The sequence below is a fragment of the Aquabacterium sp. genome, from assembly GCF_035476535.1.
Taxonomy (GTDB): domain Bacteria; phylum Pseudomonadota; class Gammaproteobacteria; order Burkholderiales; family Burkholderiaceae_C; genus Pseudaquabacterium.
In genome coordinates this window covers 12,653-33,586 of record NZ_DATILJ010000074.1, presented here as the reverse complement: position 1 = coordinate 33,586, position 20,934 = coordinate 12,653, and the positions used below count along the sequence as shown (strand labels likewise).

Here is a 20,934-nt window from a genome sequence, read left to right as displayed (position 1 = left end):
CGAGGAGGAACTGACGGGAGTGCTGGCGCTCGGGGCTTTTGTCCGCAATCGATGGCATCGCTGGGCCTGGCTCTGCGCGCTGGTCTTGCTGCAGGCGCTGCCGCTGCGCGCCGAGCAGGCCTCGCTGCGCGCGTACGGCCAGGCCGAGGGCCTGGCCAACCTGGCCGTGACCACGCTCGCCCGCGACGGCGCCGGTTTCATCTGGGTCGGCACGCAGAACGGCGTCTACCGCTTCGATGGCGCGCGCTTCGAACGCATCGGCACCGCCGAGATCGGCTACGTGATGGCGCTGGTGGCCGATGGCGACCGGCTGTGGGTCGGCACGTCGGACGGTGTCTGGCTGTGGCAGGACGGCGGGCTGCAGCCCGTGCAGCCGCCGGGGGAGCCGCTGGCCATCGACGACCCGCAGGCGATCCTGCCGGTGGACGGCACGCGCGCTTGGGTTGCCAGCGGCGGACGCCTGTTCCAGATCGTGCGCAGCGGCGCCGGCTGGCAGCGCCAGGACGGCATCGCGGCCGCGCTGGCGACACTGCCGAAAATGCAACAGCACATCACCAGCGTCGTACGCGCCGCGCACGGTGCGCTGTGGCTGGGTTGCGGCCCGGCGATCTGCCGTCTCGATGAACGCGGGGTCGTGGCCTGGGGGGCGGAACGCGGCGTGCAGGGCGGCCCCTGGCGCTCGCTGCTGCTCGCCGCTGACGGCGCGCTGTGGGCGCGCAGCGCGCGGCGCGTGCTGCAGCTGGAGGCGGGCGCCAGTGCATTCGCCGACCGCAGCGAGAAGCGCGACGAAGACGATCGGTTCGACCGGTATCCGCTGGCCGAAGACGCCCAGCACCGCATCATCAGCGCCTCACGCGGCGGGCTGATGCGCTGGAACGGCCGCAGCTGGGACCGCTTCGACACGGCGCCCGGCCTGCCGATCGCCGGCCGCGTGATGGCTGTGCTGACCGACCACGAAGGCGGCCTGTGGTTCGGCAAGCTCGGCGCCGGCTTGCAGCAGTGGCGCGGCTACGGGCGCTGGGAGAACTGGACCGTCGCCGGCGGGCTGCCGCACCACGTCGTCTGGTCGTTCGCGCGCGCCGGCAAGCCGGCGCGGCTGCTGGCCGCCACCGGCGCCGGCGTCGTCGCGCTGGACCCGGCGACGCAGCGCTTCCGCCCCGTCGAGGGCACGGCCGGCAAGGAAGCAGTCGCGCTCTCGCGCGCGGCCGACGGCGCGCTGTGGGTCGGCACGCGCACCGGCGCGCTGCTGCGTCTGCCGGGCGGCGGGGGCGCGATCGCGACGCTGCCGGGGTCTCCCAAGCTGTACCGCCTGTTCGCCGACCGCGCCGGTCGCCTCTGGGTGCTCGACGGCGCGGGCCTGCGGCGCTGGGATCCGGGTGCGGGCTCGTTCATGCCGCAGGCGGTGCAGCCCGGCGGCAGTCCGTTCAGCGACGTCTGCGAAGCGGGCGACGGCGCGCTGTGGTTCAGCGGCGCCGCCGGCGTCGTGCGGCTGGCCGGCGAACACTGGGGCGCGCCGCAGCGTCTGGACATCGCGCCCGAGCTGGTGGCCTGCCTGCGCGACGGCAGCGTCGTTGTAGCGGGCGCGCGCGGCGGCCTGTACCGGTTGCATGCGGCCGGGCCGGCGCTGCGCGAGAAGCCCGGTGCGGCGCTGCGCGCCGAGGACATCACGCCGCCAGCCCTGCGCGGCCGCACGATGTTGGCGCTGCTGGGCGACAGCCGTGGCTGGCTGTGGGCGGCCACCGATGCCGGCGTCGCGGTCTGGAATGGCCGCCACTGGCGGCTGCTCGGCAGTGGCCAAGGGCTGGTCTGGGACGACACCTCGGCCTACGCCTTGTTCGAGGACGAGGATGCCTCGATCTGGATCGGCACCAGCCGCGGCGCGTCGCATGTCGTCGCGCCGGCCTCGCTGTTCGATGCCGCGATGCGCGCGCCGATCGTGCGCGTGCTCCGCCGCGGCGGCCAGGCGCTGCCGCCTGACGGTGCGATCGACCTGCCCTGGTCACGCGACGCGCTGGAGACCGTGCTCGCGCTGCCGTCGTACCGCGACCGCGCGGCGCAGGGCGTCGAATACCGGCTCGCCGGCTTCGACGAACGCTGGACTGCTTCGCCGCACCCCGACATCCGGCTTACCGGCTTGCCACCGGGGAGCTACCGCTTCGACGCCCGCGTCGTCGACCGCGAGCTCGGCATCGTGTCGGCGCCGGCCAGCTTCGGCTTCAGCATTGCGCCGCCGTGGTGGGGGACGCTGTGGGCACGCGCGGGCTTCGCGGGCTTGACGCTGTTGCTGGCCTATGCCGCCTACCGCTGGCGCGTGCGCGCGCTGACGCAGCAGGAGCAGCGGCTGCACGCGCTGGTGCAGGAACGCACACGCGAACTCGAGGCCTCCCGCGAGCAGCTGCGCGAACAGGCAACGAAGGACGTGCTCACCGGCATCTGGAACCGGCGCGCGCTGATGGAGATCCTCGAACGCGATCTCGCGCGCTGCCAGCGCGAGCGCCAGCCGCTGGCGCTCGTGCTCGCCGATATCGACCACTTCAAGCAGGTCAACGACCGGCACGGCCATTCGGTCGGCGACGCGGTGCTGCGCGAGTTCGCGGTCCGCCTCGCGTCAGGCCTGCGGCCCTGCGACGCCGTCGGCCGCTATGGCGGCGAGGAGTTCATGCTGATCCTGCCCGGCCTGGACCTCGCGCGCGCCGAGGACCGCGCGCGCCTGATCGCGATCCATGCGGTGATTGCCGCGGCGCCGATGGCGGTCGGCACCGTGACCTGTTCGTTCGGCGCGGCCGGGCACGATGGCGCGCGGCCGGTTGCCGTCGGCGCGCTGATCGAAGCCGCCGACCAGGCCTTGTACCGGGCCAAGCGCCAGGGCCGCGACCGCGTCGACATCGCTGCCGAGTCGACTTCCGCCTAGGCGGCCTCCGGGCTGCCCGACAGGCTCAGCACCCGCGTCAGCGGCTGCCGGAGCCTGGCCGGGACCGTGCCGCGGTCGCGCGCCAGGCCAGCAAGCGGCCACGCAGCCGCAGGCCCGGCCGCTCGACCAGACGATGCAGCACCACTGCCGCGAGCAGCGACGCGGCGCCGTAGACCACGAACGCGAGGGTGCCGCGACCCTGCAGCGCAGCGCCGAGATGCGTGTGCACCAGGCCGTAGACCGGCTTGTGGATCAGGTAAAGGCTGTAGGACACCGCCGCCAGTGCGCCAGCGCCGGGCAGCGCGCGGCCACCGAGCAGGCCGCCGCGCTGCGCGCCGGCCACCACCAGCAATGCCAGCGCGACCGACAACACCGGCCAGCCGATGCTGTTCGCAAGCAGGCCGGTGCGTTCGCGGAACAGCCAGAAACTCAAGCCCATGCCGAGCGCGCCGGCCAGCAAGACCAGGTTCGCGCGCTCGCCCAGCCGCGCCCACGAAGCGGGCCGGAAGGTCTTGCACGCCGCGAGGATCACGCCCGCCAGCAGGCCGTCCAGCCGCTGCCAGGTGGGGTAGTAGATGTCTTCGACGAACCAGTTGCGCGCCGGTTGCAGTGCGTCGTCGTGCAGCCAGACCCCGGCGCGCAAGCCGATCCCGGCGAGCACCACCGCGATGCACAGCGCGCCGAAGGCGGGCCCCGAACGCCAACGCAGCATCAAGCACGCCAGCAGCGGGAACACCAGGTAGAAATGCTCCTCCACGCACAGCGACCAAGCGTGCGAGAACGCGGTATGCGCGCCGTAGTCGATCGACAAGTTCACGAAGAACCCGGCGAACTTCCACCAGGGCTCCATGCCCGCTGCTTCGCGGAAATCGGGCCACAGCAGGTACAGCGCCAGCACCGCCCAGAACGCCGGCAGGATGCGGAACGCGCGGCGCAGGTAGAAATCGGCGGCGTCGAAACGCGCGCCGCGCGCCAGCGGCGCGAGCACTTGCGCGCCGATCAGGAAACCGCTCAGCACGAAGAACAAGTCGACGCCCATCCAGCCGTAGCGCGACAGCCACGACCACTGCTCGCCCAGTCCGCCGACCAGGAAGGAATGGAACAGCATCGTCCACACGACAGCGACCGCACGCAGCAGGTCCAGGCCCGGCAAACGTTCGTGATGGGCGGTCTGCGCATCGGTGTGGGCGGCGGTGACAGCGAGGCTGGGCGAAGCGGCGACGGTCACGACGGGAAGCTCAGGCGTGTGGGGGAGGCCGCACTGTAGGCGAGGCCGCCTGCACGTTACCTCGATCGTTCTGACACCTACCCGGCCAGGCCCACGGTCAGGCGGGCCGTGTAGCCGGCCGCCGGGCTGCCAGACAGCGTGGCCAGCTGTGCCGCCACACTGTCGCTGAACACGCCGTCCGATGCGAAGCTCAGACCGGCCAGGTGCGGCAGGCTGTCGGCATAACCGTCGGCCTGCCGGTAGACCTGCTCGCACTGCGCCAGCGGCAGCGCGATCTGCGAGGTCTTGAGGCGTAGCGCAGCAGCGCTGGCCGCGCCGATGCGGCGATAGACCTCGAAGTGCAGGTGCGGCACGCGGCCCGGATAACAGCCGGGCACGATGGTGGTGAAGCTGGCACTGCCGTCAGCGGCCGTGCGCTGCACGCCGCGCAGGTAGTTCTGGTCCTGTGCGCCGGGTGAATACATCGAGTAGCGGCCTTCGCGGTCGCATTGCCAGAGGTAGATGGCATGGTCGGCGAGTGGTGAGCAGCCGCCGCCGGCGTTGAGCAGCTGAAGCGTCAGCGTCAGCGGCACGCCTGCCGCGATGCCGGCGGCGCCGGCAATGCTGGCGCGGATGTCGCTGCGCTCGATGCCGCTCAGCGCCAGCGCGCTGGCCAGCGCGCCGTTGACGCGGTTCGTGCCGTTGCCGGGAAACGGGCCGGCGGTTTCGCTGGGCAGCACGCGGCAGGCTGCGTTGCCGGTCGTGGCGCGGGGCTGGGCTTGGGCGGTGCCGATGCCGGCCGCGCCGCCCAGCAGGCCCAGCAACAGCTGGCGTCGCCGCGCCTGGGTGCGCAGCGTGGCGAGGTCGGCGGCCAGGCCGTGGTCAAAGTCATGCATGGAATGCCTTCGTGAACGGGTGGCCGCGGGCACGGCCGTTGCCGCATGATTGCACCACGCGCACATGGCCTGTTCATTGCCGCGTTGAGCACCGGGATTCACCAGGCCGTGGCGCCGGCATCGATCGCGAAGTCCGCCGCGGTGACCCAGCTGGACTCATCCGACGCCAGGTAGATGGCGAGCCAGCCGATGTCCTCGGGCTGGCCCAGGCGCTTGAGCATGAACTTGCCCAGCACCTGGTCCTTGAAGCCCGGCATCGTGTCCAGCGGCGTGCGCGTGGCGGCCGTTTCCACCAGCGCCGGCGAGATGGTGTTGACGCGGATGCCGAAGGGCCCGCCCTCCATCGCCAGCTGCCGGCTCATTGCCAGCACCGCGCCCTTGCCGGCGCAGTGCGCCAGCGCCGGCGACAGCGGCAGCGCCATGTGGGCATTGGCCGAAGCGAAATTGATCACCGAGCCGCCGCCGCGTGCGCGCAAATGCGGCCATGCGGCCTGGCAGGCCAGGAACACGATGTCCACCTCGCCGACCAGGGTCTTGCGCCACTGGCTCTGGTAGTCCATTGCTTCCAGCCACTCGAAAGCACCGAAGGCCGCGGCATTGACCAGGATGTCGATGCCGCCGTGCAGCGCCACGGCCTGCTCCACCAGGCCGGCCACGGCGGCCGGCTGCGTCAGGTCCAGCGGGTGCAGGCTGTGCAGCGCCAGGCCCGCCGCGGCGGCGGTGTCGACCGTGGCTTGCGCGCTGGCACCGTCGATGTCGCAGCCGAGCACGCGCGCACCTTGCTGCGCGAACATCAGCGCAATGCCACGGCCGATGCCCGCGCCGATGCCGGTGACCAGTGCCACCTTGCCGGCCAGGCGGTCGCCGGGCCGGCCCGGCAGCGCGGGCTTGCAGCCCTGGGGTTCTGTCATGCGTTCATCCTGTGGTGGCTCAGAAACCGAATCCGCCGCCGTCGACATTGATCACCTGGCCGGTGATGAACGCGGCGTCGTCGCCGGCCAGGAAGGACAGCGCGCCCACCAGGTCCTGCGGCTCTTCGGTGCGGGGGATGAACTGGCGCGTACGCACCGCGTCGAAGGCCTGCGGCGGGATGTTGGCGGCACTGCCTGCGTGGCGGGTCAGGCCCGGCGAGATGGCGTTGACGGTAACGCCATGGCCGCCCAGTTCAGCCGCTAGCGCACGCGTCAGGCCGATCACCGCCATCTTGCTGCTGGCATAGGCGGCCATGCCCGGCGGCGGCCCCCACACGGTGCTGGAGGCCAGGTTGACGATGCGGCCCCAGCCGCGCTCGGCCATGCCCTGGCTGAAGGCCTGCGCCAGCAGGAAGGGCGCGTCGACATTGACGGCCATGATCCGGCGCCACAGCGCTGCGCTGATCTCGGGCAGGGCCGCCATCGGCATGAAGGCGGCGTTGTTGACCAGCACGTCGACGCGGCCGGTCAAGGCCAGCACCTCGGCCGCGAAGCGCTGCACGTCGTCGCTGTCGGCCAGGTCGCACGGCATGTCGTGTGCCGATGCACCGGCCGCGCGCAGGCCTTGCAGCAGCTCGGTGCAGGGCGTGCGGTCGGTCAGCACCAAGGTATGGCCGCGTTCGGCCAGGCGCAGCGCAAAGGCCTGGCCCAGGCCGCCGGCGGCGCCGGTGACCAGGGCGATGCGGGGTGGGTTCATCGGGGGCTTTCGAGGACTCAGGAATCGGCCTTGAAACCGGTGCGGCGCACCACCTCGGCCCAGCGTTCGAAATCGGCGCGCATGTCCTGCGTCAGCCGCGCGGCGCCGCGCACCTCGGGGGTGAAGCCCATGTCCAGCAGCGCCTTGCGCACATCGTCGCGCGCCACCACTTTGCGCAGCGCGTCGCTCAGGCCGTCCAGCAGCGCCTGCGGCGTGCCGCTGCGGGCGAACAGCGCGAACCATTCTTCGCTCTGCAGCTCGGCGTAGGCCTGCTCGGTGAAGGTGGGTACCTGCGGGAACACGCTGCTGCGTGCTGCGCCGGTGGTGCCCAGCAGGCGCAGCCGCCCGCCCTTGACCAGCTCGGCAAAGTTGGCCTGCGGACTGATGGCGCAGGCCAGCTGGCCTGCGGCCACTTCCTGCGCCATCTGCGGTGTGCCCTTGTAGGGCACGGCTTCCAGCTCGATGCCGGCCTTGCGCGCAAAGGTCCAGCCCAGGAAGTGCGGCGTGGTGCCCAGGCCCGCGACGCCCACGCTGGCCAGCTTGGGGTTCTGTTTGCACCAGGCGACGAACTCGGCCAGCGTGCGCGCCGGGTGCGTGGCGCCGACGGTGAAGGCGAAGTCGAAGCTGCAGGCCGTGCCGATCGGCACGAAGTCCTTGAACGGGTCGTAGGCCAGCTTGCTGAAGGTGCTGGGGAAGATCGTCAGCGGGCTGGGCGGCGACAAGGCGATCAGGGCGCCATCGGCCGGGGCCTGCTTCAGCGCCGTCAGTGCAAACTGGCCGCCGGCGCCGGGCTTGTAGTCCACGAGCACTTGGCGCGATAGCGGTTCGCGCAGGTGCTCGGCCAGCTGGCGCGCCACGATGTCCACCGGTCCGCCCGGGTTGTAGCCGACCAGCAGCGTCAGCGGCTTGGCTTGCGCGCGTGCGGCTTGCGCCGCGCCCAGCGCGGTGGCGGCAGCAGCGTGCAGCAGATGTCGTCGTTGCATTCGCATCCTCGAGAGAAAAAAAAGGGTCAAGAACCGGCGGCGGTCGGCGCGGGTTCAGATCGGGGCGCGCAAGGCTTCCATCGCATGGACCATCACGCGCAGGTGCTCTTCCTTCGAGCCGCCGCACTGCTCGATCTGGCCCAGCCGGCCCGAGGCGCTGACGACCAATCGCGCGCGGTCGTAGTGGCGGCCGGCATAGGCGGTCAGCGCGCCTTCGAGGCTGTGGCGGCGGGCCAGTTCGTCGGCCAGGACCAGCGCGCCTTCGATGGCGATGCCGGCGCCCGAGGCCAGGTGCGGCGTGGTGGCGTGCACCGCGTCGCCCAGCAGCACCAGGCGGCCGCGGTGCCAGGGCGCGTCCATGATGTGGCCGACCAGCGGGCGGTAGAGGATGTGGTGCTGCGTCAGCGCGCCGTCGCGCAGGCCGTGGCGGATGTCGGCCACCGCACCGCCGAACTCTTCCAGCAGTTCGGCCAGCAGGCTGGGCCATTGCACCGGCGGGATGAAGTCCAGGCCCGGGCGCCGGTCCAGCGTGAACAGATAGCTCTCGGTCTCGCTCACCGGGTTCAGGCCGGCCTTGGTGGTCTGGCCCATGAAGATGGTCGAGTTGCGCCGTGTGCGCGGCACCACGGCGCGCCAGGAGCCCTGGCCGGTGAAGGCCGGACCCGGGAACTCGGGCCGCACCAGCTTGCGCAGCGCCGAGTTCACGCCATCCGCGCCTATCACCAGATCGTAGCGGCCTTGGCCGCCGTCGGTGAAGCTCACGTCGACGCCATGCGCATCCTGCGTGATCGACGCGAAGCTCAGGCCCAACCGCACCGTCGCGCCAGCGCTGCGCGTGGCCTCGGCCAGGATCCCGGCCAGCACCGGCCGCATGATGCCGGCGGCCGAGGGCAGGTCTTCGGCGCCGACGGCCGGGGCCAGCGGCGCGGTGTTCAGCACGCTGCCGTCGGCCGCGCAGATGTCGATGTGCGTCCAGTGGCCGCCGCGCTGCAGCACCTCGTCGACCACGCCCACGCTGCGCAGCGCACGCAAGGTCGGGCCGCTGATCGTGATGCCCGCCCCGTCGGGGGCCCAGGCGGCGTCGATCTCCACCAGATCGACCGCGATGCCCAGCTTGCGCAGCTGGATGGCGGTGCACATGCCACCGATGCCGCCGCCGATGACGAGTACTTTGTTGACCAGGGCCATCGTCTGTCTCCGTTTGAGTCCGTCTCAGTCCAGGCGGCCGCCGAGCTGTCCGGCCAGCCAGTCGGCAATGCGGTGGCCGGCATTGAAGGGGTTGTCCAGCGAGCTGTGTTCGACGCCGCCTTCGCGTTCGGTGAAGACCATCAGCTCGCGCTTCGGGCTGTTGACCAGCTGCTCGTAGGTCTGCTGCGCGTACTTCAGCGGGATCTGGCGGTCGTTTTCGCCATGCGTGACGAGGAAGGGCACGCGGATGCGGTCGAGCACGCCGTCCAGGTGCATGGCCTCGGCCTTGGCCAGGAAGTCGGCCATGTCCGCCGCACCGAAGACCCATTGCACGTGCTTCCAGTAGTGCGGCACCGGGTTCTCGCCCTCGCGCTTGAGCCGCGCCTGCTGCACCGCGCGCCAGTCGTGGTTGGCGCCCCAGACGGCGCCGCAGGCAAAACGCGGCTCGAAGGCGACGGCGCGTGGGCAGTAGTAGCCGCCGAGCGAGACGCCGAGCGCGCCGATGCGCGCCGGATCGACATCCGGCCGGCTCTGCAGCCAGTCGACGACCTTCGAGGCCCAGACTTCGCTGTCGTGCACCGCCGGCAGGCCGTGCAGGCGCAGCGCCTCGCCGGTGCCGGGCTGGTCGACGAAGAGTGCGGCCACGCCGCGCCGCGCGAACATCGTGCCCATCACGCTTTTCTGCAGCATCTCCTTGGTGCTGTCCAGGCCGTTCATGATGACCACGATCGGGGCCCGCGCCGGGGCGCCCTCGGCGCGCACCAGCAGGCCGCTGAGCGGCGCCGGCGCAAACGGGATCTCCACCCGTTCGCAGTTCTCGCGCGCCAGCCTGCGCCCCTGCGCAAAGAGCTCGAGCGAGCGCCGGTACATCGCCAGCCGGTCCTCGAAGCCATGGGCCTGCATGCGCTCGGCGATCGCCAGGTACAGCGCGGCGCGGCCCAGCTTCTCGCCGGCGGACAGGCGGTGTCCCTGGGCCAGGTCGGCCTCGGCCAGCGCGACGAGACTGTCGCTGCCGCCCTTCCAGGCCTGGTAGAAGGCCAGCGTGCCGGGGTCGTCGCCCGCGCGCGCGGCTTCGCGCAGCGGCGCGCACATGGCATCCACCTCGCCGATGTTGCCGCCGTGCGTCAGCGCGATCATCGTCGACAGGCTCCACACATAGTTGCTGGGAAAGTACTGGAACATCGGGGGGCCTCAGTCGAAAGCTTGGTCGAACGGCTTGGGCAAGGGGCCGCTGAGCCAGACCGCGCCGTCGTGCACGGTGGTGGGCACGGGCCGCAGGTGCTCGCCGGTGCAGGGGCCGGCAAAGCAGCGGCCGCTGCGGATGTCGAAGTGCGCCGAGTGCGCATAACAGACGATGTGGCTGGCATCGCCGGACAGGAATTCATGCCGCTTCCAGCCCAGCGGCCGGTGCTCGTGCGGGCAGTCGTTGAGCCAGACGAAGACCTCGCCGCCCTGGCGCACGGCCAGCAGCCGGTCGTCGAAGCCGTCGGGCAGCAGTCCGCGCGAGCCGCCGTCGGGCAGGTCTTCCAGGCGGCAGAGCAGTTGTTCGTCCACGATCGTGTGCTCAGCCGCCTGGGGCCCATTTGTCGCGCGCATTGAACAGGAAGATCTGCGAGTTGTCGGCGCCCGGGTCGACGACACGCGGCACCCAGCTGTCGTCGTGGATGTCCATGTCGGCGTCGAACTCCATCACGGCGCCGAAGGGGCTGTTGAAGTACCAGAAGAAGTTGCTGCCCAGCACGTGGCGGCCCGGGCCCCAGAAGCTCTGGTAGCCCTTCTTGACGAAGTTCCAGCCGTGTTGCAGCACCTCGGCCGCCGACCCGAGGTGGAAGGTGAAGTGGTTGCAGCCCACCATGTGCTCGTTCATGCGTTGCAGCATGAACAGCGTGTGGTGCTCCTGCAGGCCCGCCGGGCGCATGAAGGGGCCCAGGTGGTTGAAGCGGTCGGTGGTGACAAAGCCCAGCCGCGCGTAGAAGGCTTCGGCCTGGACCGCGTCGGGCACGAAGTAGACGACGTGCGACAGCGAGCGCGGCTTGATGACTTCGTCCGGGTTGGCGGCGCAGTCGTTCGGCGCACGGCCGGGCGGCTGGCCGGGGACATTGAAGCCCAGGTGGCGCGCGGTGTAGGGCCGCTTGCGCGACAGCTGGAAGGCGATGGCAAAGCCAGCATCGTCGATGGCGTGCAGGCGCCCGTCGCTGTCTGCTTCCACCGGCCGGTCGGCGGCCAAGTTCAGGCGCACGGCCTCGAGCGTGGCGGCATCGGCCACGCCGTAGACGGTCTCGCGCAGGCAGGGCGAATGGGCGCCGGGCGGCAGCGGCGGCAGCGCCGGATCGCCGCTGTGGCGCATGACGATGCTGCTGCCGTCCAGCGCGGCGTAGCTGCCGCCGACGGCGGGGTCGAAGTCCACTTCGTCCAAACCGTAGTCCAGCAGGTAGCGGCGGCAACCCGCCATGTCGTCGACGCCGAAGACCAGTGATTCAAGTCCGGTGATGTTCATGTTGCAGTTATCTCCCCCAGGGCACGGGTGATCAGCTCGGCCACGCTGCCGTCGCTGGCAAAGCCCAGGGCTTCGGCGCGGGGCGTGGACAAGGGTGGGTAGGCGGCAAACAGCCGTTCGATGAGGGGGTCGGGCGCGTAGCTGACGAGGGCGCGCCGGTCGGCGCCGAAGCGGTCGGCGAGTGCCTCCACCACCTCGGCCACGCTGAGGCGCAGCACGGGCATCTGGTAGCTGCGGCGGGCGTCCAGCAGGGCTGCGTCGATGCCGGCGGCGTGCACCAGGTTGTCCACACAGCGGTCCACCGAGATCCACCAGGCGACGCCCGCGGCCGACACCGGCACGGTCAGCGGCCGGCCGTCGCGCAGGCACCAGAACAGCTGGCTCATGAAGGCGCTCATCATGCCGGCGCCGTCGCCGGGCCGCGCCACCACGCCGGGCAGGCGCAGCGAACAGCCCTGCACCCAGCCTTTGCGCGTGGCGTCGGCCACCAGGTATTCACCGGCCAGCTTGTGCGCGCCGTAGCTCAGGCCCGGGTTCGGCAGCGTCTGTTCGTCGACCACCGGCGGCAGCTGTTCGCCGTAGACCCCGATGGTGCTGGCGAAGATGAAGCGCGGTGGCCGGGCCTGGCCGCGCAGGTCTTCCAGCAGGCCCAGCGTGGCGTCGAGGTTGATGCTGCGGCCGAGTTCGTAGTTCTTTTCGGCTGCGCCGCCGGGAATGCTCGCCAGGTGGAACACGGCGTCCACCGGATGGGCGTAGGCGGCTCGGCGAAGCTCTGCGTCGGCAATGCTGCCGGCGAGCTGCAGTACGCGTGCATCCGCCGGAGGCCGGGCGAAGCCCACGTCCATCAGGCTCAGGCGCGTGACCGGGCGGCCGGCCAGGCCTTGCTGCAGCAGCCGCTGCACCAGCACGCGACCGACGAAGCCTTCGGCGCCGGTGACGATGACGTGGTTCATTTGGGCCCTCCCTTGCGGAACGGCAGCGAAGCCAGGAAGGCCAGCTTGGACAGCCCCAGCATCTTCAAGCCGGCGCGGGCCGATGCCGCATCGAGCCGCGCTTCCATCGGCATCGTGCCGAAGCTCTTGCCCTTGATGACCAGCTCGTCGCCGACGCGGTCCATGGCCTCGACGTGCATCAGTTCCTCGTCGGCGGCGCCGCGCAGCACCATGCCTGGTTTTTTCGCGGCCGCCAGCGTGGCCGGCACGCCGCTGTCCTGGCGCGCGCCGCCGCTGACGGTGGAGAAGTCCATGCCCAAGTGCTCGAACATCTTGATCGCCGTCGCGCGGCCCGCGCCGTAAACCCCGCCGCCGGGGTGCTGAAAGGGCCCGGCCAGGTACAGCCGCTCGATGCCGGGCACCGTGTACTGGCCGAGGTCGGGGGTCGGCCGGTGGCCGGCGCTTTGGTAGAAGTAGGGCGCCACGCCATGCAGGTCGCCGCGCATCATGCTGTTGGGGCTGCTGCGCTCCAGGTCCAGCGGGCTGACGATGCTGCGTGCGATGATGTTGTCGGCCGTGAGGTTGCTGATGAATCGGCGGTAGTGCGCCAGCGACAGGTCGCCGATCTCTTCCTTGATCTCATCCCAGCCCCGCCCGGCCCAGCGCGGGTCCTTCACGCTGTAGGGCGCAAACGTGATGCCGTGGAACATGCCGGCACCGGGCGGCACGCGGGTCTTGTCGCCGATGCTCTCGTCTCCGCCGGCGCACAGCCGGCGCTCGGTGATCAGGCCGCGTTTCAGGTCGTCGAAGTCGGCCACCATCTCGTCGAGGCGGTCGGTGGCCATGAACTCCAGCATCGTCGCGTGGCCCACTTCGTCGCCGGCGTGGTACTGGACGTTGCGCTTCAGGTCGTAGTGGCTGACCATGATCGAGAACGGCGCCAGCGTGGCGCGCTCGGCGCGCTGCATCACCGGCTCCGGCACGCCTTGCACGAACCTGCGGATCACGTGCGGGTGGATCGCGCCGATCACCGCGTCCTTCGCGGCGATGCGCTCGCCGTCCGCCAGTAACACACCGGTGGCGCGGCCAGCGCTGGTCAGGATCTGCGCCACTTCGGCACTGCAGCGCACTTCGCCGCCATGGCTTTCGATGCAGCGCACCAGCGCCTCGGTGAGTTTGCCGCTGCCGCCGATGGGCTGCGAAACGCCGTAGGTGTGGATGATGCCGGGCATCAGCAGCACGCCCATGCCGGTGCCCAGCTCGTTGGGGCATTGCAGGTTCTCGCTGACCAGGCGCAGCAGGTGGATCTTGACCTTGTCGCTCTCGTAGAGCCGGTTCACCAGGTCCAGGCAATCGCGGTTCATGTAGTCCAGCATCAGCCGGCCTTCGTCGCTGCGGTCCAGCATCGCCACCAGCTCGCCCAGCGGCGGCGGCGGCGCATACAGGCCGGGCATGAACATCTGCAGGATCTGCTGGCTGGTCTTGACGAAGCCGCGGTAGGTTTCGGCGTCCTTGGCCGAGACCCGGGCGAAGGATTCGCAGGTCTTGTCGAGATCCTTGTAGGTGAACAGCACCGACTGGTCGGGAAAGATCGTCGCGTGCGGCACCGGCGAGTAGTGGTACTTCAGCCCATGTTGCGAGAGCAGGCCCAGCTCGTCCTGGCGCAGCATTGGGTTGCCCTGGATCATGATGTGCACGCTGCTGTGCTCGTCGTGCCAGTAGCCGGGGGTGTTGAGCTGCCGGGTGGACACGCCGCCGCCGGGGTAGGGTTTGCGCTCCAGCACCAGCACCTTCTTGCCGGCCTTGGCCAGGTAGGCCGCGGCGACCAGGCCGTTGTGGCCGGCACCCATCGCGACGATGTCGTAGCCGGCGCTCATCGGCTGGGCACGAAGCGGTGGTCGATGGCGCCGAAGACCGACTGGCCGGCGGCATCCAGCACCTCGAAGCGCAGGCGGTCGCCGAACTTCAGGAAGGGCGTGCTCGAGTCACCCCGATCGATCTTCTCGAGCGCGCGTTTCTCGGCCAGGCAGGCCGAACCGACGCTGCGTGCATCCTGGTTCGAGACCGTGCCCGAGCCCAGGATCGTGCCGGCGCGCAGGTTGCGGTTGTAGGCCAGGTGGGCCAGCAGTTCGCCGAAGCTCCAGTCCATCTCGCGGCCGTTGGGGTGGCCGAACCACTGGCCGTTGCGGCTGACCCGCATGTCCAGGTGCACGCGGCCGCCGGACCATGCGTCGCCCAGCTCATCGGGCGTGACCGCCACCGGGCCGAACACCGTGGCCGGCTTGGCGTTGATGAAGCCGAAACCCATTTGCAGCTCGCGGAACAGGTGCGTGCGCATGCTGACGTCGTTCAGGGTCATCAGCAGCCGGATGCGAGACGTGCAGACATCGGCGCTGCTGCCCATCGCGATGTCGTCGACCAGCACCGCGAACTCGCCCTCGAAGTCGCCGTTGTCGGCCTCGGTGGGGAAGGGGTAGTCATCGCAGGGGCCCCAGAAGTCGTCGCTCTGCCGCTGCACGAGGATCGGGATGCCCGCGGTCTTCTTCACCGTCAGCTGGTAGGCCTGCTCCATGATGTTGCCGTGGTTCAGGAAGGCCGAGGCGTCGACGAACTGGTGCGTGCGCGGCAGCGGCGAGAGGGCTTGCGTGGCGTCGAAGTCGAAGGCCCCGCTCGCGCTGCCGGCGTTGAGGCGTTCATACAGCGCCTGCAGCTGCGGCGCGGCCTGGGCCCAGTGCTCGATGGCGAACTGCATCGTCGGCGCAAAGGCCGAGGCATCGACCGCCTGGGCCAGGTCGCGCGAGACGACGACCAGGCGGCCGTCGCGGGTGTGGTTCTTCAGCGTGGCAAGTTTCATGGGAGTTCTCTGCGTTGGAACGCGTCAAGCGGGGGCCGCGGATCCGGCTCTGCCGGGCCGCTGGCGCCGCCCCCTGGGGGGAGGCGCCGAAGGCGCTTCGGGGGGGTCACTTCCAACGTCTGACGCGAATGTCGGCCTGTTCCTTGTGGCCGGACATGTGCTCGTAGCCGCACAGGCGCGAGCAGTATTCGCCCACCGCCACCGAGGCCTCGTCGGTCAGCACGCGCTGGTAGGTGTGGGTCTTGATGAACTTGCCGACCCACAGCCCGCCGGTGTAGCGGCCGGCGCCCTGCGTCGGCAGCGTGTGGTTGGTGCCGATCACCTTGTCGCCGTAGCTGACGTTGGTGCGGTGGCCGAGGAACAGCGCGCCGTAGCGTGTCATGCGCTGCAGGAACCAGTCGGGGTCGCGCGTCATCACCTGCACATGCTCGGAGCACAGGCGCTCCGCTTCCTGCAGGGCCTCTTCGTCGCTGTCGCAGAGGATGATCTCGCCGTGGTCGCGCCAGGACACGCTGGCCACCGGTGCGGTGTCCAGCCGTGCCAGCACCCGCTCGATGGCGGCCGGCAGCGCGGCGGCGATGGTCTTGCTGGTGGTGATGCACCAGGCCGGCGAGGTGGGCCCGTGCTCGGCCTGGCCCAGCAGGTCCACCGCCACGAGCTCGGCGTCCACCGTGTCGTCGCAGATCACCAGGGTCTCGGTGGGACCGGCGAACAGGTCGATGCCGACGCGGCCGAACAGCTGGCGCTTGGCCTCGGCCACGTAGGCGTTGCCGGGGCCGACGATCATGTCCACCGCGGCGATGCTGTCGGTGCCGATGGCCATCGCCGCGACGGCCTGCACGCCGCCCAGGCAGTAGATCTCGTCGGCGCCGGCCAGGTGCATCGCGGCGACGATCTCCGGGCAGGGCCGGCCGTCGAAGGGCGGGGCGCAGGCGATCACGCGCTTGACGCCAGCCACTTTGGCCGTCAGCACGCTCATGTGGGCCGAGGCGATCAGCGGGTATTTGCCGCCCGGGATGTAGCAGCCCACCGAGTTCATCGGGATGTTGCGGTGGCCGAGCACCACGCCGGGCAGGGTCTCGATCTCGACGTCGTGCATCGAGCTCTTCTGGATCTGCGCAAAGCGGCGGATCTGCGCCTGGGCGAAGCGGATGTCTTCCAGCGTCTGCGGGCTGAGTTCGGCGATGCAGGCGGCGATCTGCTCGGCGCTGAGGCGGAACTGCGCCGGCGACCAGGTGTCGAACTTGGCGCTGTACTCGCGCACCGCGGCGTCGCCACGTGTCTCGATGTCGGCCAGGATGGCCTCGACGGTGGCGCGCACCTGCGCGTTGTTGTCGGCCTTGCTCTGGGCGCTGGCGCCCTTCTTCAGATGCTGGATCATGGGGTGTCCGGAAAGGGTTGCAGAAACTCGATCAGGTTGCCGGCGCAGTCGCGCACGAAGGCCGTGGGGTTGCCCTCGACGCAGAGTTCGAAGGCGATGTCGGCGCCGGCGCGGCGCAGCGCGGCAACGGCGGTGGGCACATCGGGCACTTCGAAGCACAGGTGCTTGTTGCCATGGGTCTTCAGGTCGCGGTTGGGCACGCGGCGGTCTTCGGGCAGCGGCGCGGCGCCAGCGACTTCGAAGATCTCGATGCGGAAGTCGCCGCGCCGCACGAAGGCCACTTCGGCCGGGATGGCCGCAATCGACAAACGCTTTTCCAGCTGGAAGCCGAGCATCATGTGGTACCACGTGATTGCAGCGTCCAGGTCAGGCACACTGATGCCGTGGTGATGGGCGCGCAGCGGCCCGACCACGCCGGCGTTGGCATCGATATCCGCCATGGCGATCGCCTTCATGCGGCCGCTGCCGGCAGCGGCCGCGCCCGCACCCAGCAATAGGCCATTGCCGCCGCCGCGGCCAGCAGCGCCGCAACACCCCAGTACTGCACCGCGGCGGCACGGCTGCCCAGCACGCCGACCATCGGCATCACCACCAGCGGGTTGATGAAGTTGCCCAGGAAGTTCAGCGAGAAGAAGGCGCCGAGGCCGAAGCCGCGACGGGCATAGGGCAGTTCGCGCACGTTCCAGGTCACCACCATCGGCAGCGCGATGCCGCAGCCGAAGCCGTTGACCAGGCCGCCCAGCAGCATGGCGTTGTAGTCCTTGGCAGCCGCCATCAGCAGGAAGCCGATGCCGAGGATCGCGCCGGCGATGGCCATCTGCGCGGCCACCCTGAAGCGGCTGACGATGAACCAGCCGAAGACCACGGTGCCGGCAGCCACGCCGATGCTGTTGAGCGCATAGGCCAGGCCGATCTTCGGCGGCGCGGTGGTGCCCACGTCGACCAGCATGTAGGCCAGGTGCACCGGCACCATCATGAAGATGGCGCCGACGACGAAGGCGACGAAACAGATCCAGGCCAGCAAGGCCGGGCGGAAGCTGACTCCCGGCGCATCGCCGGCCAAGGCGCGGGCATGGGCCTGCGCATTGCCACGCGTGTCCCAGATAAAGATGGCTACCAGCGCAAACATCACGAAGGCCAGCGCGTAGACGCCGAAGGGCACGCGCCAGCCCTGCTGGCCGAGCACGCCGCCGAGGGCGTTGAAGCAGAAGGCCGACAGCGAAGCCACGGTGGTCTGCAGCGACATGTAGCGGTCGCGCCGGGCGCCGCTGAAGTAGTCGCCGATCAGCCCGGTGCTGCAGGCCATGATGCCGGCCTCGGCCACGCCCACGCCGATGCGGCTGACGATGATCGCATTGATCGAATCGAGGTAGGTCGGCGCCGTGCCGGCCACGCCATACAGCGCCAGCGAACCCAGCAGCAGGCGCTTGCGGCCGAGTTTGTCGGAAGCGCCGCCGGCGAACATGCCGCACACCGCCAGCGCCAGCATCGGCACCGTGACGATGATGGGCACCAGCGTCTTGATGTCCGGCACGCTCGCGAAGTGCTGTTCCATCGCCGGCAGCACCGGGCCCAGGATGGCCGAGGCCAGCACCGCGAAGCAGACGCAGAACAGCAGGATCAGCGCATGGAACAGCGTGGGCGTCGGTGTCTTGCCTGGCGCTGCGAAGGGGGCGGAGCTCATCGGCGGATGTCCTGGTTTGGCGTGGCGCGCCACGGCGGCACAGCGCAGCGATGGTAGGCAGGCGCCGCGGCTTTCCGGAAATCGTGTTTGGCGATGCGGCCCATCCGCCGGAGAAATGGCGCGGCGCGATCACACGGGGAAACCCTGTGCGGGTTGTTGCGGGTGCAGCGCGCGCTCGCAGGCACGGCGCCAGGCCATTCGCGCCGGCGATGTGCGTCATCGCCAGATTCGATTTCAGCGCGGCGGCACGGCTGCCTAGCATCTTTCGAACACAACCCGCCGGCTGCCATGGCCATGGCACAGACCGGCCCAGAACCCGGAGACACGATGACCCGCCATGCCCGCCCCCACCGTTTGCGGCCGATCCCGGCTGCCCTGAGTTCAGCAACCCGTGCCGCCACCCTCTGCAGCGGCCTGTTCCTCGGCGCGGCCGCACAGGCCCAGGAGACACCGCAGGTCACCGAAATCGTGATCACCGCGCAGAAGCGCACCGAACGCCTGAAGGACACGCCGGTGGCCGCCAGCGTGGTGGCCGACGATGCGCTGGCCAAGGCCAATGCCACCGACATCTCGGACATCAACCGGCTGGTGCCCTCGGTGCAGTTGAAAGGCAGCTTCAACGGCCGCGTGCCGCTGGCCATGCGCGGCATCTCGACCAATGCCAACGAAGCGGCGATCGGCCTGACCTCGGGCGTGTCGATCATGATCGACGGCGTGCCGGTGCCCTCGGATTCAATGGCCGCCAACGAGCTGCAGGACATCCGCCGCGTCGAGGTGCTGAAGGGTCCGCAGTCGACACTGGGTGGCCGCACTGCGTCGTCCGGCGTCATCAACCTGGTCACCGGCGTGCCCAGCAAGACCTGGAACGGCGAGGTCGGCGGCACCGTCACCAACGACAAGGAATACCGCGTCAATGCGCGCGTGTCCGGCCCGCTCAGCAGTGCGCTGGGCCTCAGCGTTGCAGCGTATTCGAACCAGCGCGACTACCCGATCAAGAACCTGATGCTCGGCGAAAAGTCGCACACCGAGGCCAGCGGCGCGCGCATGAAGCTGGGCCTGGCGGTGGACAAGACGCTGGACATCACGCTGATGGCGCGCACCGCCGAATCCGATTCCACCGGCGGCACCTTCACCTACCAATACCTGACCCCCGGTGCAGCGCTGTTCCCGAACTTTCCGTTTGCGCCGGCCGGCATCTCGCAGGCGGCGGCCTTCCCGGGCATCAGCATCCGCTACGGCAACACCGACTATGCGTCGCCGGTGCGCATGCGCAACCAGGTGCGCGACAACGATGTCTCGCTGACGGTGGAAAAGCGCTTTGGCGACTACACCTTCAGCTCGATCACCGCGCAGCAGAAGGAGAAGATCAGCGCGGTGCAGGATGTCACTGCACAGGCCACGCTGTTCCTCGACGTGCTGCGCCAGGGCTTCATTCCCGACCCGCCGATCGGCCCGCCGTTGTTCGACAACACGCAGACGATCAAGATCAAGCCGAAGTCGACTTCGCAGGAATTCAAGATCGCCTCGCCGATCGACCAGGATGTGAGCTTCGTCGCGGGGCTGTTCTATTCCGATGTGGACGTGACGCAGGACCACTTCCGCATGATGTTCGTCAACCCGAAGATCGACTACGTCACCTCCAGCACGCAGACGCTGGGCCTCTATGGCCGCGCCACCTGGAAGCTAGGCGCCGACACCAGCCTGTTGACCGGCCTGCGCCACAACCGCGACAAGGTGGCCTACAGCATCGAGGACCGCAGCACCCAGTTCTCGTCGGCCAATGCCGACAGCTCGCGCACCACCGTGGGCGACCTGACGCTGCGCCGCAAGCTCGGCAAGGACCACATGGTCTACGGCACCTACGCGCGGGGCTACAAGCCGCGGGCCTTCAACACCGCCGCGACGCTGAGCTCCAACGCGGCGCTGCAGCCGGTGGACCAGGAGGACATCGACCACCTCGAGTTGGGCGCCAAGAGCAGCCTGATGGGCGGCGCGCTGGCGCTGAACCTGGCGGCCTTCAACACCACCTACAAGAACTTCCAGGTGCAGCTGTACCCACCGGGCCAGATCATCCCGTCGCTGGAACTGGCCAACGCGGCCAAGGCGCGCACCCGCGGGCTGGAGCTCGACGCCAGCTGGGCGGCCAGCAGCGCCACCAAGCTGAGCTTCGGCGCCGCCTACATCGATGCCAAGTTCCTCAGCTTCAAGGCCGGCCCGGCCTACCCCGGCCAGACGGAGGCGCAGGGCGCCGTGCTGACCGGCTTCGATTCGCATGGCGCGCCGGTGTTCGCGCAGGACCTCTCGGGCAAGCCGATGCCGGATGCGCCGAAATTCAAGCTCACGCTGGCCGCCGACCACGAGGTGGCGCCCGCCGGCTGGCCGCTGCGCTTGAACTTCAACGCGCAATACGCCTACCGCACCAGCGCGCTGCTGCAGGGCAACCAGAACCCGGCCACGCGGCAGCCCGGCTTCGGCATCCTGAACCTGGGCGTCACGGCGACACCGGAGTCCGGCAAGTACCAGGTCAGCGCCTTCGTCAACAACGCGCTGAACAAGTTCTACCTGGTCAATGCCGAAGACTTCTTCTCGGGCCTGTACTCGATTCCGGGCAACCCGCCGGGCGCCGCCAACGCGGTGATCGGCCAGCCGGCGCGGGATGCCAAGCGCTACGTCGGCCTGCGCTTCAGCGTGTTTTTCGACTGATTTCCACGGAGCGCTCTGCGCTGCAGCGCT

The 20,934-nt window shown here is 69.9% G+C and carries 17 protein-coding genes; 2 read left to right on the top strand and 15 right to left on the bottom strand.

The genetic code is table 11. The annotated features are described in order from the left end of the window. The first annotated feature begins 19 nt into the window (after positions 1 to 19). A complete protein-coding gene (locus VLK61_RS07330; RefSeq protein ID WP_325419703.1) occupies positions 20 to 2,911 on the top strand; it encodes a diguanylate cyclase in 2,892 nt (963 codons plus the stop codon). Positions 2,912 to 2,948: 37 nt separating this feature from the next. Here VLK61_RS07330 and VLK61_RS07325 read toward each other — a convergent pair whose 3' ends face one another. From VLK61_RS07325 to VLK61_RS07255, 15 genes are all read right to left on the bottom strand, one after another. Further along, positions 2,949 to 4,139, bottom strand: coding sequence for an acyltransferase family protein (locus VLK61_RS07325; RefSeq protein WP_325419702.1), 1,191 nt, complete (start codon positions 4,137 to 4,139; stop codon positions 2,949 to 2,951). 77 nt (positions 4,140 to 4,216) lie between these two features. Then, positions 4,217 to 5,014 carry an intradiol ring-cleavage dioxygenase gene (locus VLK61_RS07320; protein ID WP_325419700.1) on the bottom strand — a complete coding sequence of 266 codons (798 nt, stop codon included), beginning with the start codon at positions 5,012 to 5,014 and terminating at the stop codon, positions 4,217 to 4,219. Positions 5,015 to 5,112: 98 nt separating this feature from the next. After that, positions 5,113 to 5,925 carry an SDR family NAD(P)-dependent oxidoreductase gene (locus tag VLK61_RS07315; protein WP_325419698.1) on the bottom strand — a complete coding sequence of 271 codons (813 nt, stop codon included), beginning with the start codon at positions 5,923 to 5,925 and terminating at the stop codon, positions 5,113 to 5,115. A 19-nt stretch (positions 5,926 to 5,944) separates the two neighbouring features. Further along, positions 5,945 to 6,682, bottom strand: coding sequence for an SDR family NAD(P)-dependent oxidoreductase (locus VLK61_RS07310; protein WP_325419696.1), 738 nt, complete (start codon positions 6,680 to 6,682; stop codon positions 5,945 to 5,947). A gap of 17 nt (positions 6,683 to 6,699) precedes the next feature. After that, positions 6,700 to 7,665 carry a tripartite tricarboxylate transporter substrate-binding protein gene (locus tag VLK61_RS07305; protein WP_325419694.1) on the bottom strand — a complete coding sequence of 322 codons (966 nt, stop codon included), beginning with the start codon at positions 7,663 to 7,665 and terminating at the stop codon, positions 6,700 to 6,702. A 54-nt stretch (positions 7,666 to 7,719) separates the two neighbouring features. Then, positions 7,720 to 8,853, bottom strand: coding sequence for an FAD-dependent oxidoreductase (locus tag VLK61_RS07300; protein WP_325419692.1), 1,134 nt, complete (start codon positions 8,851 to 8,853; stop codon positions 7,720 to 7,722). Positions 8,854 to 8,877: 24 nt separating this feature from the next. After that, entirely contained in the window at positions 8,878 to 10,035 is a 1,158-nt protein-coding gene (locus VLK61_RS07295) for a prolyl oligopeptidase family serine peptidase (protein ID WP_325419690.1), read from the bottom strand. 9 nt (positions 10,036 to 10,044) lie between these two features. Further along, positions 10,045 to 10,407, bottom strand: a complete 363-nt coding sequence (locus tag VLK61_RS07290; RefSeq protein ID WP_325419688.1) for a Rieske (2Fe-2S) protein — start codon at positions 10,405 to 10,407, stop codon at positions 10,045 to 10,047. A gap of 10 nt (positions 10,408 to 10,417) precedes the next feature. Continuing rightward, positions 10,418 to 11,350, bottom strand: a complete 933-nt coding sequence (locus VLK61_RS07285) for a VOC family protein (protein WP_325419686.1) — start codon at positions 11,348 to 11,350, stop codon at positions 10,418 to 10,420. Then, on the bottom strand, positions 11,347 to 12,303 hold the full coding sequence (locus VLK61_RS07280; RefSeq protein ID WP_325419684.1) for an NAD-dependent epimerase/dehydratase family protein: 957 nt from the start codon (positions 12,301 to 12,303) through the stop codon (positions 11,347 to 11,349). The genes VLK61_RS07285 and VLK61_RS07280 overlap by 4 nt, the downstream gene beginning before the upstream one ends. Beyond that, positions 12,300 to 14,159 (bottom strand): phytoene desaturase family protein, encoded by a 1,860-nt coding sequence (locus VLK61_RS07275; protein ID WP_325419682.1) that lies wholly within the window; start codon positions 14,157 to 14,159, stop codon positions 12,300 to 12,302. The genes VLK61_RS07280 and VLK61_RS07275 overlap by 4 nt, the downstream gene beginning before the upstream one ends. Then, on the bottom strand, positions 14,156 to 15,136 hold the full coding sequence (locus VLK61_RS07270) for a fumarylacetoacetate hydrolase family protein (RefSeq protein WP_325419680.1): 981 nt from the start codon (positions 15,134 to 15,136) through the stop codon (positions 14,156 to 14,158). Before VLK61_RS07270 ends, VLK61_RS07275 begins: the two co-directional genes overlap by 4 nt. Before the next feature lie 106 nt (positions 15,137 to 15,242). Continuing rightward, positions 15,243 to 16,517 carry a histidinol dehydrogenase gene (gene hisD, locus VLK61_RS07265; protein WP_325419679.1) on the bottom strand — a complete coding sequence of 425 codons (1,275 nt, stop codon included), beginning with the start codon at positions 16,515 to 16,517 and terminating at the stop codon, positions 15,243 to 15,245. Beyond that, a complete protein-coding gene (locus VLK61_RS07260; protein WP_325419677.1) occupies positions 16,514 to 16,957 on the bottom strand; it encodes a VOC family protein in 444 nt (147 codons plus the stop codon). The genes hisD and VLK61_RS07260 overlap by 4 nt, the downstream gene beginning before the upstream one ends. Positions 16,958 to 16,968: 11 nt before the next feature. After that, positions 16,969 to 18,201, bottom strand: coding sequence for an MFS transporter (locus tag VLK61_RS07255; RefSeq protein WP_325419675.1), 1,233 nt, complete (start codon positions 18,199 to 18,201; stop codon positions 16,969 to 16,971). Between the two features lie 327 nt (positions 18,202 to 18,528). On the opposite strand from VLK61_RS07255, the gene VLK61_RS07250 reads away from it, so the two are divergent. Then, positions 18,529 to 20,904 (top strand): TonB-dependent receptor, encoded by a 2,376-nt coding sequence (locus VLK61_RS07250; protein ID WP_325419673.1) that lies wholly within the window; start codon positions 18,529 to 18,531, stop codon positions 20,902 to 20,904. The last annotated feature ends 30 nt before the right edge of the window (positions 20,905 to 20,934 follow it).